Source organism: Streptomyces halobius (genome assembly GCF_023277745.1).
Lineage (GTDB): Bacteria > Actinomycetota > Actinomycetes > Streptomycetales > Streptomycetaceae > Streptomyces > Streptomyces halobius.
In genome coordinates, this window is the sequence record NZ_CP086322.1 from 544,029 (window position 1) to 560,349 (window position 16,321).

General features: G+C 70.8%; 14 protein-coding genes and 1 pseudogene. 5 read left to right on the forward strand and 10 right to left on the reverse strand.

Going from position 1 to position 16,321, the window contains the following annotated elements:
• Nucleotides 1–259: 259 nt before the first annotated feature.
• The gene (locus tag K9S39_RS02425; protein WP_248861653.1) at nucleotides 260–1,504 is read left to right on the forward strand and encodes an SUKH-4 family immunity protein; all 1,245 of its coding nucleotides are present in this window, start codon (nucleotides 260–262) and stop codon (nucleotides 1,502–1,504) included.
• A gap of 61 nt (nucleotides 1,505–1,565) precedes the next feature.
• On the opposite strand, the gene K9S39_RS02430 is transcribed toward K9S39_RS02425, so the two are convergent.
• Both K9S39_RS02430 and K9S39_RS02435 read right to left on the reverse strand, forming a co-directional pair.
• On the reverse strand, nucleotides 1,566–2,189 hold the full coding sequence (locus K9S39_RS02430) for an HAD family hydrolase (protein ID WP_248861654.1): 624 nt from the start codon (nucleotides 2,187–2,189) through the stop codon (nucleotides 1,566–1,568).
• A gap of 4 nt (nucleotides 2,190–2,193) precedes the next feature.
• Nucleotides 2,194–2,952 (reverse strand): DeoR/GlpR family DNA-binding transcription regulator, encoded by a 759-nt coding sequence (locus tag K9S39_RS02435; protein ID WP_248861655.1) that lies wholly within the window; start codon nucleotides 2,950–2,952, stop codon nucleotides 2,194–2,196.
• A 73-nt stretch (nucleotides 2,953–3,025) separates the two neighbouring features.
• Between K9S39_RS02435 and K9S39_RS02440 the strand changes: the two genes are divergently transcribed.
• Nucleotides 3,026–4,291 (forward strand): MFS transporter, encoded by a 1,266-nt coding sequence (locus tag K9S39_RS02440; RefSeq protein WP_248861656.1) that lies wholly within the window; start codon nucleotides 3,026–3,028, stop codon nucleotides 4,289–4,291.
• Nucleotides 4,292–4,567: 276 nt separating this feature from the next.
• Here K9S39_RS02440 and gntA read toward each other — a convergent pair whose 3' ends face one another.
• Both gntA and K9S39_RS02450 read right to left on the reverse strand, forming a co-directional pair.
• Nucleotides 4,568–5,269: a guanitoxin biosynthesis heme-dependent pre-guanitoxin N-hydroxylase GntA gene (gene gntA, locus K9S39_RS02445; protein WP_248861657.1), complete on the reverse strand. Its 702-nt coding sequence runs from the start codon at nucleotides 5,267–5,269 to the stop codon at nucleotides 4,568–4,570.
• 336 nt (nucleotides 5,270–5,605) lie between these two features.
• Nucleotides 5,606–6,499, reverse strand: coding sequence for a UDP-N-acetylmuramate dehydrogenase (locus tag K9S39_RS02450; protein ID WP_248861658.1), 894 nt, complete (start codon nucleotides 6,497–6,499; stop codon nucleotides 5,606–5,608).
• 97 nt (nucleotides 6,500–6,596) lie between these two features.
• On the opposite strand from K9S39_RS02450, the gene K9S39_RS02455 reads away from it, so the two are divergent.
• Nucleotides 6,597–9,227: a SpoIIE family protein phosphatase gene (locus K9S39_RS02455; protein ID WP_248861659.1), complete on the forward strand. Its 2,631-nt coding sequence runs from the start codon at nucleotides 6,597–6,599 to the stop codon at nucleotides 9,225–9,227.
• 278 nt (nucleotides 9,228–9,505) lie between these two features.
• Complete coding sequence (locus K9S39_RS02460; protein WP_248861660.1) at nucleotides 9,506–10,981, forward strand: isochorismate synthase; 1,476 nt, start codon at nucleotides 9,506–9,508, stop codon at nucleotides 10,979–10,981.
• Nucleotides 10,982–11,097: 116 nt separating this feature from the next.
• Here K9S39_RS02460 and K9S39_RS41915 read toward each other — a convergent pair whose 3' ends face one another.
• The 6 genes and pseudogenes from K9S39_RS41915 to K9S39_RS02485 all read right to left on the reverse strand — a co-directional run bounded on the left by K9S39_RS41915 (nucleotide 11,098) and on the right by K9S39_RS02485 (nucleotide 15,350).
• Nucleotides 11,098–11,223, reverse strand: coding sequence for a hypothetical protein (locus K9S39_RS41915; protein ID WP_283112168.1), 126 nt, complete (start codon nucleotides 11,221–11,223; stop codon nucleotides 11,098–11,100).
• 158 nt (nucleotides 11,224–11,381) lie between these two features.
• Nucleotides 11,382–11,813 carry a protein-tyrosine phosphatase family protein gene (locus tag K9S39_RS02465; RefSeq protein ID WP_248861661.1) on the reverse strand — a complete coding sequence of 144 codons (432 nt, stop codon included), beginning with the start codon at nucleotides 11,811–11,813 and terminating at the stop codon, nucleotides 11,382–11,384.
• 89 nt (nucleotides 11,814–11,902) lie between these two features.
• Nucleotides 11,903–13,300, reverse strand: coding sequence for a tetratricopeptide repeat protein (locus tag K9S39_RS02470; protein WP_248861662.1), 1,398 nt, complete (start codon nucleotides 13,298–13,300; stop codon nucleotides 11,903–11,905).
• 133 nt (nucleotides 13,301–13,433) lie between these two features.
• Nucleotides 13,434–13,649 (reverse strand): annotated as a pseudogene (locus tag K9S39_RS42700) (hypothetical protein); the annotation flags it as partial.
• A gap of 13 nt (nucleotides 13,650–13,662) precedes the next feature.
• Nucleotides 13,663–13,983, reverse strand: coding sequence for a DUF4387 domain-containing protein (locus tag K9S39_RS02480; RefSeq protein WP_319949525.1), 321 nt, complete (start codon nucleotides 13,981–13,983; stop codon nucleotides 13,663–13,665).
• Nucleotides 13,980–15,350 (reverse strand): acyclic terpene utilization AtuA family protein, encoded by a 1,371-nt coding sequence (locus K9S39_RS02485; protein WP_248861664.1) that lies wholly within the window; start codon nucleotides 15,348–15,350, stop codon nucleotides 13,980–13,982. Before K9S39_RS02485 ends, K9S39_RS02480 begins: the two co-directional genes overlap by 4 nt.
• Nucleotides 15,351–15,496: 146 nt before the next feature.
• Between K9S39_RS02485 and K9S39_RS02490 the strand changes: the two genes are divergently transcribed.
• A complete protein-coding gene (locus tag K9S39_RS02490) occupies nucleotides 15,497–16,234 on the forward strand; it encodes a class I SAM-dependent methyltransferase (protein ID WP_248861665.1) in 738 nt (245 codons plus the stop codon).
• Nucleotides 16,235–16,321 lie beyond the last annotated feature (87 nt).

The window sequence follows — 16,321 nt, forward strand, 5'->3', positions numbered from 1 at the left end:
CTCACACCCGCCCCACAGGATGCGCGGCCGGGCACCCGGAGACCAGGCTTTTCGGTACAGGCCGAATCCCAGGTCCGCCGGCTACGCGGCAACGGGACGGACGGAGCTTCCCTGGCGGCTTCGGCCAGTCGATTGTCAGTGGCCCGCGCTAGTGTCTGAAGCGGAGATCAAGAGCGTGACCACGAGCACCGATCACGAGGAGTGGCCGGGAGAAGTGGTCAGGAGAAGTGAGCAATCTCGCGGGGGGGAACAGCGGTTCATGGCTGGCTACTTGGGTGACAGCAGGCAGGGGAAGTACGCGAACGGAGGCCCGCCCCGGCGCCGGTTGGACGCGGCCTCGTTGCCGGGAGTGCTGAAACATCAACCGAGCCGGCGCTTTCTTGTCGAGGAGGGATTGCCTGAGGAGGGCGCCGACTTCCGCTTCACCGGACTCCGTGCGGGGCGACTGGAGCCCTTCTGTGCCGGTGAGGGCGACGAGGCGGTCATCATGGGTGACCGGCGGCTGCTGGTTCTCGGGGAGAGTTACTACTGGCAGGCATGGCTGGTGCTGGACGGCACGACGGGCGGCGTACATCTCGTCGCGTGGGAGAAGGATCTGCTGCGTCACGACCTCATCGCCTCGGGTCTTTCTGAACTGGCCGGGCTGATAGGGGAGATCGAGGCGGTGTCGGAAGCACCACGTGGCCTTGATCCATACGGAGGCCGGCGAGGTCCGGCGGTCGTCGCCGAGGTACGGCAGCAGGCCCGGGAGCGGATGCGTCGCCTTGACCCCGGGCTGTTCGCCGGTGGCCCCCAACCCGCCCACTGGGAAACGTCATTGCTGATCCGCGCGCTGCACTGGGGCGCGCGTCTCGGCGTACCGGACGAACTCGCCTATGTGCTCGACCCCGGCCTGATCGCGGAGACCGCCGAGGACGGCCGGGTGCACCGTTTCGCCCCGGAGGAACTGCCCTCCGGCCTCACGCACGAGCCGACCCGCCGCCTGCTCACGGAGATCGGGCTGCCGGTCAACGCCGACATCTTCGCGTTGCACGACGGACCGCTGCGCACCATGGCCGAGGTCCACTCCGCGCTCTTCGACACACCAGCGGACGAGGAGGGCGAGGAGGGCAAGAATCCGTACACCGAGCGTGGGTACCAGCGGAACTTCATCGCGCTGGGTTGGTGGACGCTCGACCTCGCAATGGCGCTGGACGGTGCCACCGGCCGCGTTGAGCTGCCGGACTGGTACGGCGAGGACGGGCCCGCGGCATATCTGCACCGGGACATATCGGCCCTGCTCTACGCGTGCTGGACGTACCAGCAGCTGCGGAAGGAGTGGGAGCGGTGGGACGTGGGGGCGGGCGGAAAGCCCGGCGACTGGGCGGTGTTCACACCGCAAGAGCTGCTGGCGAACCGCGTCGAAGACCTGGTCGAAGCGGTCGACCCGGAGGCGTTCGCCACGTCCGGGCACTCCTGGCGGCAGCTGGCCGATGACCCGCACACCGGGGGGCTGCTCGGCTAATGGCGGCGGACGGTTCGTGTCGGGCCCCAGCCTGCCGAGTTGGTGAAGGGAGGTCACGTGGTCACGATCGCGAGCCGGTGGCGGAGTCCCATGTGGCGAGAGCTTCCCGCAGTCGGGCAGGGGTGGTGAAGAGGTGGCCGTGCATGCCGGTTGCCTCGGCGGCCCGGATGTTTTCCTGACGGTCGTCGACGAAGAAGATGTGCTCCGGTTCGGTGTGCAGGGCCTCCTGGCACCACCTGTAGGAGCGAGGGTCGGGTTTGGCGTGGCCGATACGGCAGGAGAACGCGCGTATCGCGAAGTGCTGGAGCCAGGGGTGGTGTTCTTCGTAGTGGACGGCCAGTTCCTCGGGGATGTTGGACAGCAGCGCGATCCGCCTCCCTGCTGCCGCGAGCTCCTCCACCAGGGAAACCATGGTGTCGTCAACGGCGCTCCAGCCGGCGATGTCGGCCTCGACGAGTTCCGCGGTCCGGTGGCCGTCGAAGCGGACACCCAGGGAGTCGGCCACCCGTCGCCAGTACCCCGGCCCGGTCAGCTCGCCGCGGTCGTAGGGCGGGCGCAGCGCCCAGTAGGCGTCCCAGAAAGCCGGGCCGGGCACACCCGCCGTGCGGACCAGCCGGTTCTTCCCGGCCGTGGACTGATGCTGAGCGATGACGCCGAACAGGTCGAAGAGCACGGTGCCGGTCACGGGGTCATACCTTTCGTACGGTCACGCCGGCCGTGGCCAGCGCGTCGGTCTCGTCATTCGGGGCGCTCTCGTCGGTGACGACGGCGTGCAGGCCGGCGGCGGGAGCGACGAAGGCAAGGGCGGTGCGGGAGAGCTTGGCGCCCTCCGCGACGGCGATCACGCGGCGGGCCGAGGCGATCGCGGCGTGCTTGACGGCGGCATCGTCCAGGTCGTAGGCGGTCAGGCCGCCCTTCGCGGTCAGTCCGCAGCAGCCGATGACGGCGGTGTCGAAGCGCAGGGCGGCCAGCGATGCCGCGGTCAGCGGGCCGGTCAGCGCCAGCTCGCCGGACCGCGGCCGACCGCCGGGTACGAGCAGCGTCAGCTGCGATGCCCCGGTCAGCGCGTTGACGGCGTGGAGGGACAGCGGCATCACGGTCAGGCGCCGTTGCTCCAGCGCGCCGGCCACCTCCAGGCAGGTGGTGCCGCTGTCGAGGACGACCGACTCCCCGTCGGCGATCAGCCCGGCGACCTCGGCGGCGATGCGTCTCTTGGTCTCCAGCCCTTCCCGCGCCCGCAGCGCGAAGGGGGGCTCGTCGCCGCGCAGCAGCAGGCTTCGCGCTCCTCCCCGGTAGCGCTCCACTACGCCCTGGTCGGCCAGGACCTCCAGGTCGCGGCGGATCGTCATCTCCGAAGCGCCTGTGAGGCCGGCCAGTTCCGCGACGCCGATACGGCCCGCCGCACGCACGGCATCGGTGATCTGCGTCAGTCGATCGGTACTCGCCATGACCCAACTGAACATGAGTTGCGTTCGAAACGCAAGATTTCACACATAGATCATGTTCGCTATGTTCGTTCGCATGAACAGATCACCGCGGTCACTGCGGGCCGGCCCGGACGGATCACTGCGGTCCGGCCGGCCGGCCACCTTCGCCTACTTCGCCCTCAACGGCTTCCTCATGGGGATGTGGATCGTCCACATCCCCGCCATCGAGCACCGAGCCGGGGTCAGCCATGCCATGCTCGGCTGGCTCCTGTTGCTGCTCGGCGCGGGAGCGTTCGCGGGCATGCAGCTCGTCGGCCCGCTCACCGACCGCTCCGGCGCCCGCACCGTCGTCCCGGTCAGCGCGGCACTGTGCAGCGCCGCCCTGGTCCTGCCGGGCCTGGCCACCAACGTCTGGACGCTGGGGGCGGCGCTGCTGGTGCTCGGCTTCGGCAACGGCTGCCTGGATGTCAGCATGAACGCCCATGCCGTGCAGGTGGAACGCCGCTACCGGCGGCCCGTCATGTCCGCGTTCCATGCCACCTTCTCCATCGGCGGCGTCCTTGCCGCGCTGGCCGGCGCCCGTGCGCTCAGCTGGGGCTGGAGCCCGCCGGTGACCCTTGGCGCGGTAGCGCTTTTGGGCCTCGCCGTCGCCGGGGCGGGTGCCCTCGCGCTGCTACGTCCCGAGGACGCCCACGGCGTACTACCAGCCGACAGCGCGCACACCGCGACTGCCGGGGCTGCCGAGAGGACGGCCCGGCGCCAAACTCCCCGACGCATCTGGATCCTGGCCACGCTCGCGCTGGCGCTCATGCTCTGCGAAGGCGTCGCCAACGACTGGAGTGTGCTCCACCTGCGGGACCACCTGGAGGCACCCGCCGCCACCGCCGCCCTTGCCTACGGAGCCTTCGCCACCGCCATGACCGTCGGCCGCCTCCTCACCGACCGGGTGGCCGGGCGCTTCGGGCCGGTGGCAGTCCTCCGCTACGGCGCGTCCGTGGCCGCACTCGGCCTGACGGTGGCGGCACTGTCCCCTTGGATTCCCCTGGCCCTCATCGGCTGGACCGTGTTCGGGACGGGGCTGTCCGGCTGCATACCCCAACTCTTCAGCGCCGCAGGCCACACCGACCAGACCGCCGCCGGCGCGAACGTCTCCCGCGTCGCCGGCCTCGGCTACCTCGGCATGCTCGCCGGGCCCGCCATCATCGGCCCCCTGACCCACTTCATCCCGCTCAGCCTGACGTTCTTTCTGCCCGTGACACTCTGCGCCGTCGCCGCCTGCACGGCCGGCATTCTGCGCTCTCAGCGCGACGCACCCACCCCACGGGAGGCCGGGGCCGCGCGCCCGACAGAAAAGGCGTGAGCCTGGCCCACGGCGTGCTCCAGACGCTCGCGACGACAAGGCGCGCCCTACTCGCGGGGCTCGAAGATCCACGCCTGATGCCAGTCATGCACATCGAGCGGCCGCAGGGCGATACGTGGCGAGCCGTATGTGCGTGACCGCCCGCCGCATCGGCATCAGCCATCGGCCGGTGCGACGGCTGTCCCACGCTGCCACCTGCCGCCTGGGGACAGCCGCCGCGTCCTGATGCACCCAGCTCATGCCCTGATGTACCGAGCTGATGCACCGAGCTTGAAATCAAGCCCCCGAGACGGTCAGTTCGCGCTCTGCCGCACGCTCCCGCTCCACGTCACGCGGCGCGAACGGGCACTGCCAGTCGGCGGGCTTGGGGCGGCCGGAGTAGCGGCGGGCCTCGGAGAGCTGCTCGTACTCGTACAGGTTGGGATTGATGTCCCCCTGCAGCTTGATGTCCTGCTTGCGTATCTTCTCGGCCAGCCGGTCCCACATCCCGGCGCCCTTGATCCGGTCGAACTGCTCGTGGGAGTTGAAGGCCAGCATCGGGAAGGGAGGCCGACGGCCCCACCGGCGGTGCGTCTCGTGCAGGCCGATCACGAAGAACGGATGGCCGGCCACGCTGAAGGCGAACTTACTGGACTGCGGATCCGACGAGTAGCCCTCGGCCCAGCCGTGGGATTCCGAGTCCTCCTCGTGGAGCAGCTGCAGCTGCTGCCACAGAAGCTCTTCGAACCGCAGCTCATCCACCCCGCGGGGCTGCGCGAAGGTCGCGATGAAACTGGTGAACGTCCGAGCGCTCCAGTTCGCCGATCCCACGAACTCCGCGAGATCGAGCGCCATCAGCCGGGCGGAATCCTCGCTCCCCAGCAGGTCGTAATGCCGGTGTGTGATGCCGCCCTGGCGCCAGGCGGAGCGACCCGCCAGACAGGAGAAACGCTCCCCCAGGATGAACTCCTCGACCTCACCACGCGCGTCCGCCGTCATGGCCAGCCTTCCTTCCACCAACATGCCTCCTCGAAGGGAGATCATCTCCTTCACGCATCCGAATGCGCCCACCCCACATCCGCGGCACCCGGGCCCACGGGCGGCTGCGTCAGCTGTTCACCGCATGCGGGGCAGGACCGAGTCCGCTGAAGGACGGGGAAGGTCACTGGGAGATTGTGACTGTCCGAGGCCGATCAACGAAATCCCGCCCCGGGGAGCTGTCTTATATCTCCTATAGCGGCAGATATAAGACTTCTCGGGTATGAGGCTTCTTGTGAAGTGGCGGGAAGAGACCGGAGCGCCCGGGGCGCGTCGGCTCGCGGCGGGATGGTGCACTCAGCTCCCCGGCAACGGGTTTCCGTCCCCGTCCCCGTCCCCGTCCCCGAGGAAGTCGATCTCGGGTGTGAGGCGTACGCCGGTGTGGTCCAGGACTTGGCGCTGCACGATCTCGATCGCCTCCGTGAAGCTCCCGGCGCCGCCGTCGTCGGCGACCAGGGTGTGGTGCAGCGAGGAGATGCCTACGCCCTCGCTGAGCGGCGTGCCGAGGGCGAATCCCGCCTGCTGGATGAGCCAGCCGGCACTGACTCTGGTCGAGCCGTCGGGGAAGCTGCTGACCGGTGCGTCCTGCGCCCGCAGGTCGGCGGCCTGGGCGGAGGTCACCACGGGGCTGAAGAACACGCTGCCCACCGAGCGCCGGTCGGTGTCGGAGCAGCCCAGCACCATGCCCTTGCCGCGGCGTACCGCGAGCACCGCTCGCGCCGCCTCGTCCAACGGGACCCGGCCGCGGGGCAGAATGTCGAGCTCCGCGGCGACCTTCCCGTAGGTGATGGATGCGCTCAGCGCGGACCGGCGCAGGGCGAAGACCAGACTCAGCAGGGTCCAGCGGGCGGAGCCCTTGAAGACGCTGGTGCGGTGGCCCAGAGACCGCAGGCGTCCGCCGGGAGAGTGACATGGCGCCGGGACTGCCAGTCCCAGGCCGCCACCTCGACCAGGCAGTCGGCGATCTCCTGGCCGTAGGCCCCGACGTTCTGGACGGGCGTCCGGATCTGGCAGTCGTCCGATCGAGGCGTTCGGTGGTGCCGGCAGCGACTGGCCGAGCCGGGACCTCGTCGTACAGTCATCCGATACCCCGGCGTGGTGGGTATCGGAGGCAGCAGGTGCACGGTAGACATGGACCATGGCCCGGATCTCCGGCCGCTTTCCGTGGCCACCTTCGGGACGCTCGTTCACCGGTCGGCGCCTGGACGGCGACGGCCGGCATGCGCGGCGTGCGCGGCGGGAGGCCGCGCCCACGTCATCGGCGCGGCGCCTGCGCCCCTTGGCGAGCATGCGCAGCGTCGCCGGTCAGATGTTCGTGCTGCAGGTCCTGATCGTGCTGCTGCTGGTCGTGGCCGCGGTGGCCACCTTGGTGTTCCAAGCCCGGAGCGACAGATTCCAGGGAGCCCGGAATCGCTCGCTTGCCGCGGCCGAGTCCTTCGCCCACAGCCCCGGCCTGGTGGAGGCCATACGCGGCCCCGATCCCACCAAGGTGCTCCAGCCGCTCACGGAGACGGCCCGCAAGCGGGCGGGCGTCGACTTCGTCGTCGTGATGGACCGGGCCGGCATCCGGTACACGCACCCCAAACCGGAAGAGATCGGCAGGCGTTTCGTCGGCACCATCGAGCCCTCGCTCGCCGGCCGCGTCACCATTGAAAGCGTCTTCGGCCCCCTCGGCCATGAGGTGCAGGCGGTCGTCCCGGTGCGGGACGACCGCGGCACGATCGTGGGCATGGTGTCGTCCGGCCTGCAGGTCAGCCGCGTCAGCAGCGGGATCGACCGGCAGCTGCGGGTGGTCCTCGGCGCCGGGGCCGCCGCCCTCGCCCTGGCCACGATCAGTACGGCGCTGGTGAGCCGGCGGCTGCGGCGCCAGACCCACGGGCTCGGCCCGGCCGAGATGACCCGCATGTACGAGCACCATGACGCGGTGTTGCACGCCGTGCGCGAGGGTGTGCTGATCGTCGACGCGGAGGGGCATGTCCTGCTGGCCAACGACGAGGCGCGCCGGCTCCTCCGTCTGGCCCCCGACGCGGAGCGGCGCCGCGTCACCGACCTCGGGCTGGACTCCCGGACGACCGAACTGCTGGTCTCCGGGGGCGTGGTCACCGACGAGGTGCTACGGGTCGGGGACCGGCTGCTGGCGGTGAACATCCGGCCCACGGACCGCCGGGGAGGCCCGCCCGGCAGCGTGGCCACACTGCGGGACTCCACGGAACTGCTCGCCCTCGCGGGGAAGGCGGAGTCCGCGCAGAGCCGCCTGCGGCTGCTGTACGACGCGAGCATGACCATCGGCACCACTCTCGATGTGCAGCGCACCGCCGAGGAGCTGACCCAGGTCGCCGTGACCTGGTTCGCCGACTACGCCACCGTCGACCTGGCCGAGCCCGTCCTGAGCGGTGACGAGCCGCCGGCGGGGGCGTACAGCGAGGCGCCGGAGCTGCACCGCGTGGCGCTCGCCGGCCTGAGCGACGACCATCCCCTCTACCGGGCCGGCGAGCTCCACAGGTACGCCCCGGTCACTCCGATGGCCAGGGGCTTCGTCACCGGTCGGTCCGTGCTCGTGCCGGACATGCGGGCCGCCGATGACTGGCGCGCCCAGGACCCCGAACGGTTCCAGCTGGTCCTGAATCACGGATGCCAGTCGCTGATCACCGTTCCGCTCCGGGCGCGCGGCGTTCTGCTGGGGGTCGCCAACTTCTGGCGCTCCCGGGACAACACCCCCTTCGAGGAGGGCGATGTGTCCCTGGCGGAGGAGATGGCCGCGCGGGCCGCCGTATGCATCGACAACGCGCGCCGCTTCACCCGCGAGCACGCCATGGCCCTCACCCTGCAGCACAGCCTGCTCCCCCATGGCCTGCCCGAACAGAACGCCCTCGACATCGCCCACCGCTATCTGCCCGCGCAGACCGGGGTGGGCGGCGACTGGTTCGACGTCATCCCGCTGCCGGGCGCCCGCGTCGGGCTGGTCGTCGGCGATGTGGTCGGGCACGGTCTGCACGCCGCCGCCACGATGGGCCGGCTGCGCACCGCGGTGCAGAACTTCTCCACCCTCGATCTGCCGCCCGACGAACTCCTCAGTTACCTGGACGAGTTGGTCAACCGCATCGACCAGGAGGCGGCCGTGGCGGACGAGGAGACCGTCATCACGGGCGCCACCTGCCTGTACGCGATCTACGACCCCTCCTCCGGTATCTGCAGCCTGTCCCGCGCCGGCCATCTGCTGCCGGCGCTGGTCCACCCCGACGGCACCGTGGAGTTCCCCGAGCTCCCCGCCGGCCCGCCGCTCGGCCTCGGCGGCCTGCCCTTCGAGGCGGTGGACCTGCGCCTGCCCGAGGGCAGCAGCCTGGTCCTTTACACCGATGGTCTCGTCGAGGACCGCAGCCGGGACATCGATGTCGGGCTGCGGGTCCTCACCACGACGCTGGCGCACCCCGGCCGGATGCCCGACGAGATCTGTGAGGCCGTGCTCGGGGCCCTGCTCCCGGACCGCCAGCGCGATGACATCGCCCTGCTCGTCGCGCGCACCCGCCTGACGGACCCCGACCGCATGGCGGCCTGGGAGGTCCCCTCCGACCCGGCGGCGGTGGCCGAGGCACGGGCGGAGCTCACCCGGCAGCTGACGCGGTGGGGCCTGGACGAGGCGGTCTTCAGCAGCGAGCTCATCCTCAGCGAGCTGATCACCAACGCCATCCGCTACGCCACCGGGCCGATCCGGGTGCGCCTGCTGTACGACCGCGGCCTGATCTGCGAGGTCTTCGACACCAGCAGCACCTCGCCGCACCTCCGGCACGCCGCCGAGGAGGACGAGGGCGGCCGCGGTCTGTTCCTCGTCGCCCAGCTCGCCCAGCGCTGGGGCACCCGTTACACACCGGAGGGCAAGATCATCTGGGCGGAACAGGTCATGGAGCAGCCTGTTCCGTGAGGCCGGCCTGTTCCGTGTCTCAGGAGTGGTGGACCACGGCCACGACCTTTCCGATGGCGCGGTCGGAGCGCGCCTGGTTGGAGGAGACTCTCCAGGAGTTGCGGGAGTCGGGGGAATCGCCGTCGGGGCGGCGATGAGGTGCAGCGGGTGGTGGTGCGGAGATCCGGTGGCCGTTGTCCGCACGCGGATCTCTCCGCGCTCCGCCAGGGAATAGACCATGCGTGACGTGGCAGCACACAAGGCGACGCCCCCGCCACGGCGGCAGGGGGGTATGGATCATGCCGACACCCACCACCGCGCCCGGCGGACCGCTGCTCGGACCGACGTCCCGGGAGGCGCTCCGCGCGGTGTGCCGGCGGGCCGTCGAGATCGCGCGGCAGCGCCGGCGCCCCGTTCTCGCCAGCTGGGCCACACCGTTGCCGCACACCGACGCGGTCGCGCTGTGGCGGCGGTGGCGCGACCGCGCCGACAGATCGCTGCTCTGGGAGTCGGCATGGGACCGCGGCAGCCTCGTCGCCGTGGGCGCCGCGCATGTCCTGACGGGCCGCGGCACCGGCCGGATCGCCTCCGTACGGGATTCCTGGCAGCTGCTGATCCAGGATGCGGTGGCCGGAGGGCGTCCCGTCGTGACGCTGCCGACCGGACAAGGGCCCCTGCTGGTCGGCGGCTTCTCCTTCGCTCCCGGTGCCACGGCGCGAACCGCTCCGTTCCCCGACGCCCTCATGTGGGTGCCCACCCTTCAGCTACGCAGCTCCCCCGCCCCTGCCCCCACAACCGAGCTACGGCTCAACGCGGTGGTCCACCCCGGCGACGCCCCCGACCAGATCGCCGCATTCCTCGCGCAGTTGGCCGAGCACCACCCGCCGGCTCCGCCCACCCACCGCCCGTCAGAGGGCCCGCCTCCCCCACGCCGTACGCCTGCACCACCTGCCACTCGCCACGAGCTCCCCTCCGCCGGCGCCTGGCAGGACCTGATCCGCCGTGCCGTCCACCGCATCGGCGAGGGGGCGTTCGAGAAGGTGGTGCTCGCCCGCGAACTCCGTATCGTCGCCGGAACCCCGTTCGACATCCCGGCCGCGGTGGAACGGCTGCGTCACACCTACCCCGACGCCACGCTCTTCGCGGTCGAGAACAGCGGGCACACGTTTCTCGGTGCCACGCCCGAATATCTCGTACGGCTCAGCGGCCGCACCGTGCAGACCCTGGGGCTTGCCGGGACGGCGCCCCGGGGTGCGACTCCCGAGGACGACGCCGCTTTCGAGCGGGAGTTGACGGACAGTGCCAAGCTCCGCCATGAACACGATGTCGTGGTGCACACGCTGCGGGACGCGTTGCGCACCTCGTGCTCGCGCGTGACGGCCCCGCCCTCCCCCACCGTGCTCAAACTCCCCAACGTTCAGCACCTGTCGACCGCGGTCGACGGACATCTCGGGGAACGGGACGCCGGAATCCTGGAGTTCGTCGAACGCCTCCATCCGACCCCCGCGCTCGGCGGACACCCCAAGGCGCCGTCCCTGGACTGGCTGTCGCGCCACGAGGGGCTTGACCGCGGATGGTACGCCGGGGTCGTGGGCTGGACCGACGCCGCGGGACGGGGCGAGTTCGCGGTCGCCATCCGGTCGGCGCTGGTCCGCGCCGACATGGCCTCCCTGTACGCCGGCTGCGGCATCGTGGCCGGCTCGGAACCGGCGGCCGAGTACGCCGAATCCTGCGCGAAGCTGCGCCCTATGCTGCACGCTCTCGGAGTCGAGTGATCGGAGTCGAGTGATCCGCCACACGAGACGCGCACCCCGACCGGAGCCGCCAGCCGCCCTCGACGTACTACTGACTGCGCGTCAGCTCAGAGTACTCGGCCCCGCGCACGTCACCGTCACGTCAGACGCATCACCGTGCCCAGTTCGACACGGCGAACACACCGCGGCACAGCGCCGCCAGTACGGGCCCCCGCGCACAGCAGCACCAGCACCAGCACCAGCACCAGCACCAGCACCAGCACTGCGAACGCGCCGCAAAGCCGGTGACCGCGGCGATCATGCGGATCGCGCTGATTGCACCGATCACGTTTACGACACGGGACGCTGACCTCAACTGCGCTTCAGGTCAACGGGAGAGCGGGGGAACCAGGAGGGCGGCCCCGCCGGACCGGGTGACGGATCAGTCGGCGAAGCGGCGGACGTAGCGCTTCTGCCAGGGGGTTTCGACAGCGCGGGAGTCATGGTTCCGGCGCACGAACTCCACTGCCCGCTCGGCGGGCACTCCGTCCAGCACAGCGAGGCAGGCCAGGGCCGTGCCGGTGCGGCCACGGCCACCGCCGCAGGCGATCTCTACGCGTTCGGCCCCGGCACGGTCCCATGCCTCACCGAGGACAGCTCGGGCCTGGGTGTGACTGCTGGGGAGCCAGAAGTCCGGCCAGCGCAGCCACCGGACTTGCCAAGGGGCCTCGGGAGGCTGCTTGCCGAGCAGATACACGGCGTAGGTCGGCGTCGTTCCGGCCGGCAGCGGCCGACGGAGCGCGCGGCCTCGGAACAGGCGTCCTGAGGGAAGCCGCAGGACGCCGGGGTCGGTCGCGTTCCAGGGATCGGTCATCGGCTCACTGTAGACGCGGCGGGCGGGGAGGGCATCGGCTCCCCGAATGCGCTCAGGACTCCCGAATACGCTCAGGACTCCCGATGGCCTCAGGACGCCATGGCCTGCGCGGCGGCGCGTTCGCGCGCGGCCGCGGCCCGCTCCGACCGGCCGAGCTGTTCCTCCAGCCGGGCCTTGGCCGACCAGTTGTAGGGGCAGACCGGGCGCAGCTGGATGCGTTCGCTGAGCAGGTTCCTGGCCAGGTCGGTGCGGCCCGCGCGCAGGGATGCTTCGACGAGGGTCCGCTGGATCGCGTCCCGTTGGGCGTGGCTGCCGCCGAAGAGATGCAGACGGTGGCGCAGGGGCAGCAGCAGATCGGTGGCGAGGCCGTAGTCGTGCTGTCCGTAGGCGATCAGGGCGCGGCACACGGGCAGGCCGATGTCGGCGGTCATCGCGTGGTTGGAGACGGGCGGCCGCGTCGCCACCCAGTGTTCGCGGTCCTGGACGAGGCGCTGCGCCCGGGCGATGCGGTCCGCCCCCACGTATGCCATGACCGCGTGTGCGTCGTTGAAGGCGTAGTACGGCCCGTCTTCGCGGCGCTCCCAGGCGTCGGCGAGCCGGGCCCACCGTTCGCCGTGCTGCTCCTGGGCCAGATACAGCCGCCACAGCAGGGCCGCGGCGTCCAGCAGTTCCATCGCCGCGCCCGCCGACCCGTCGTGGTGCAGCGCGTCGTCGTAGATCCGCAGCACCCGGGTGGTGTCGCCGGTCTCCAGGGTGTAGAGGGCGTAGTGCCACCAGTTGTGGACGGTGAGCAGGGTGCCGCTCGCCCAATCGTCGGTGCGGGCGTCGAGAAAACGGATGCCGTCCGTGAAACGTCCCCGCATCTCGTAGCTGTGCACCACGCCGTGGATCCCCCACACATCGTCGGGATGCTGCGCGAGGGCTGCCAGTCCGCTCTCCTCGGCGCGTTCGTAGTGGCCCGATTCCTCCAGGCCGAACGCGTACATGCCGAGCAGCGGCCCGTGGTGGGGATCGTCCGCGTCCCAGGCGTCCAGGGCCCCGCCGACGCGGTCGCGCAGCCGCTCGGCGTCCCCGGTGAGGAAGTCGTGCTGATGGCCGACGAAGAGGGCGAGGGCGTCGCGCGGGAAGGCGACGGTGAGGTCGCCGAGGATGCGGCCCGCACCGTGCAGATCGCCGTCCAGCCAGGCCGTCGCGGCGGCGAGGTGCATCCGCTCACGGGGACTCAGCCGTTCAGTGTCCAGACCGGAGCGGAAGCGGCCGAAGCTGTCCCGTGCCGCGGCCGCGTCCTTCTCCTCGGTGCCCAGCACCCCCAGATACGCGGCCAGTGTCTGCCCCATGGCCGAGTGCGGCGCGGCAGCGAGGACCGACCGCGACGATTCTACGACCCGGGGGCGGAAGAACAGCAGGTCGTCCAGGGCCTGTTCGTAGTGGAGGAGGGCCTCTGGGCCGGTAGCGCTCATCGTGTGCCCGTGGCGGTCCGTTGTCATGGTGCCTCCTCACGGTGGGGGCCGGCGGGTGGGGATTCCTGGGTGCTCCGGCCCGTCGGCAGACGCCACGCGTGATGGTATCGGCCCATGGACGCCCGCCGCCGCGGCGACGGCGGGAGTCCAGAGGGTGCGCTCAGACGCGCGCCAGGAACGCGTCGTTTCCTGGTGCAGTTCGCGGGAGGCGCGTGTCCCACCGTGCTGCCGCTTCGGTCATCAGCTCCCGGCTCCACCGCCAGCTGTGCTGGGCCGCCGTACGTACCGCCTGCTGCTGGGCGGGCGCGGTGGTCGCGGTGTACGGTCGGTCGGATGCGGGCAGGTCCTGTTCGAGGGCCCGGCTGGGGGTGAGCCAGTGGCTGGTGGGATCACGGCGTCGGCAGACGCAGTGTCAGCAAGGGGCCGTGCTGCTGCGCTCCGTAGACATCGCGTTCACCGACGTTCCCGGAGACGAGCGGGCGGCGCAGGTTGATCTTCACGGCCTTCGCCGGGTCGTAGAAGATCGGCTCGCCGACGTCGTCGACGGGGACGCGGTAGAGCTCCGCCACCAGCTCCCGGCTGATGGCTCGCCGCTGCTTGACGAGCTCGTACTGGTCCTGACCGGTGAAGATGATGTCGATGGTCAGTTCGTACGGTCCGGAGTTCTTGCTGCGGACGACATCGGCGAGTTCGGTCAGCGGAGCGGTCACGACGGGTCTCCGGGGTAGTCGACGAAGGTGATCGGGAACAGCGCGGCCGGATCGTCGGTCGCCATCAGGTGGTGGACGCTCCATTCGTAGACCTCGCCGGCGTGGAAGTCGGACGGGGAGTAGGGGAAGGCCAGGTTGCCGGCCGTGGAGAGGCGCCCCGGGTAGCCGAAGTGCAGCATCGTGGAGCGGGCGAAGCCGCAGAGCGTGTCCGCGAGGTCCTGGCTGTCGGCGACGGCTTCGATGACGATGCCGACCTCGTGGCCGGCCGGCCGCGGTGACGGTTCGAGCGGGCCCATGCAGCCGTCGGCGCCGTAGACGCGGACGAGCAGCTCATAGCTGTCGGGCGGGATGTCGGGGAAGTTGTCCGCCACGCGGTCCCGTACGCCCTGGATGACCGTGTCGATCTCGCGGATGAAGTACGGGTCCCGGGCGCCGGCCACCGACACCGTGCGATAGCCGCGCAGCCGGGCGCCTTCGAGCTTGACCGCGAAGGGCTGAGCGATGTGGCGGGAGCCGGAGACCCGCACGCCGCGCTCGTCCTCGGAGGTGAAGACGCAGTCACTGAGGTCCAGGTAGCCGCCGGGTCCGGGCAGGTGGTAGGGATCGCTCTTCTCGTAGAGCGTGTGCGCGGCGACCGAGGTGGGTGTGCACCGTCGCACGGGGTTCAGGGGCTCCAGGACGAAGTGGTCCCGGCGCAGCGTGCCGAGCATGCAGTCGCTGCCGCTGCCGGGGACCGCGGCGATGGCCGCGCATTCCAGGATCTTGCTCATGTGCAGGGCGAGTCCCTCGTCGAAGCCGTGCAGCAGCGGCAGCGCGGCGAACACCGCCGGGTCGTAGGCGCGCCCGGCGAGGACGATATCGGCGCCGTCGCGCAGAGCGGCGACGAAGGGTGCCGTGCCCATCTGCGCCACCAGGTGCGTACTGGCGTGGATGTCCTCGGCGGTGAGCTGCGGGCCGTGCGGGAGGGCGCTGATCCGGCCGTCGCGCAGGGCTTGCAGAACGGTCTCCCGGTCGATGTCGGCGGGGATGACCGCAGCGCGCAGCCGGAGCCCCTGACCGGCGGCGATCTCGTCGACGATGCCGCGGAGCCAGGCCAGGTGCGGGGCGGCCCCGGCGCCGCCCGCGGATCCGATGACCACGGGGATCCCCAGGCGCTGCCCGGCCCTGATCATCCGCTCCAGGTCACGGGTGACCGCCGTACGGTCGGTGAACGATGCGCCCGCGCCCAAGTAGTACGGGCCGGGGTCACAGGAACCGGCATCGGCGGCGATGAGATGCGGCCCGCGGGCCAGGCCGGCTTCGAACGACGCGTCGGGGAATCCGTAGCCCAGGATCGCCGTGGCGGACAGCACGCGGATCTCGTCCATCGGGCCCTCCTGAAGATGGTGGTCGGCAGAGTGCGGCACGCCCAGCGAACAGTACGTGGCCGGTGAACCGCCGCCCCCACCGGCGTGGCCCGCCCCCCACCGGCGTGGCCCGATCACCCGCACCGGACGGCCTTATGCTGAGGGTGATGTTCGCACCCCAAGGCCCCACGTTCCGGGAACTCACCGTCCAGGCGCTGTCCTCCGTCGAGCGCGGTTATGACCTGCTCGCCCCGAAATTCGACCGCACTCCGTTCCGGACTCCGGAGTCGGTACTGGCTCCTGTTTCCCGGGTGCTGCACACACTGGGGCCCTTCGACGGCGGTCTCGACCTGTGCTGCGGCACCGGCGCCGGCATCGAGGTACTGCGGCAGGTGTGCCGGGAGCGGGTCACCGGTGTCGACATCAGCGCGGGGATGCTCGCCGTGGGCCGCGCCCGTGCACGAACGACCGCTGCCGCACCTCGCGTGGAGTGGGTGCGCGCGGATGCGCGGGCCCTCCCGTTCGCGCCGGTCTTCGATCTCGTGGTGAGCTTCGGAGCATTCGGGCATTTCCTGCCCCGGGAGCGGCCGGGGCTGTTCGCCCAGGTTCACTCCGTACTGCGTCCCGGTGGCCGGTTCGTCTTCCCGATCGTCGCGCCGGCCCGGCCGGGGTCGCCCGGCTACTGGGCATTGCTGGCTTTCGACGCGGTGATGCGGGTCCGCAACGCGCTGTGGCGTCCGCGATTCGTCATGTACTACCGGACGTTCCGTCCCTCCGACGTGCGCGCGGAACTGGCCCGGACCGGATTCGACGTCCGGCTGCACGCCCTTCCGGAGCTCGGCCTGCGCCCCGACGGCAGCCCCCGGTGCCGAGTGGTGGTGGCCACCCGCCCCCCGGGCCGCTGACCTGACACCGCCTCCGTTTCGTTTTACCCCAAAGGGTCTGTTTCCTCATCAACGACAACTTTGCCGATTCTTGGTGTAGTTGGATCA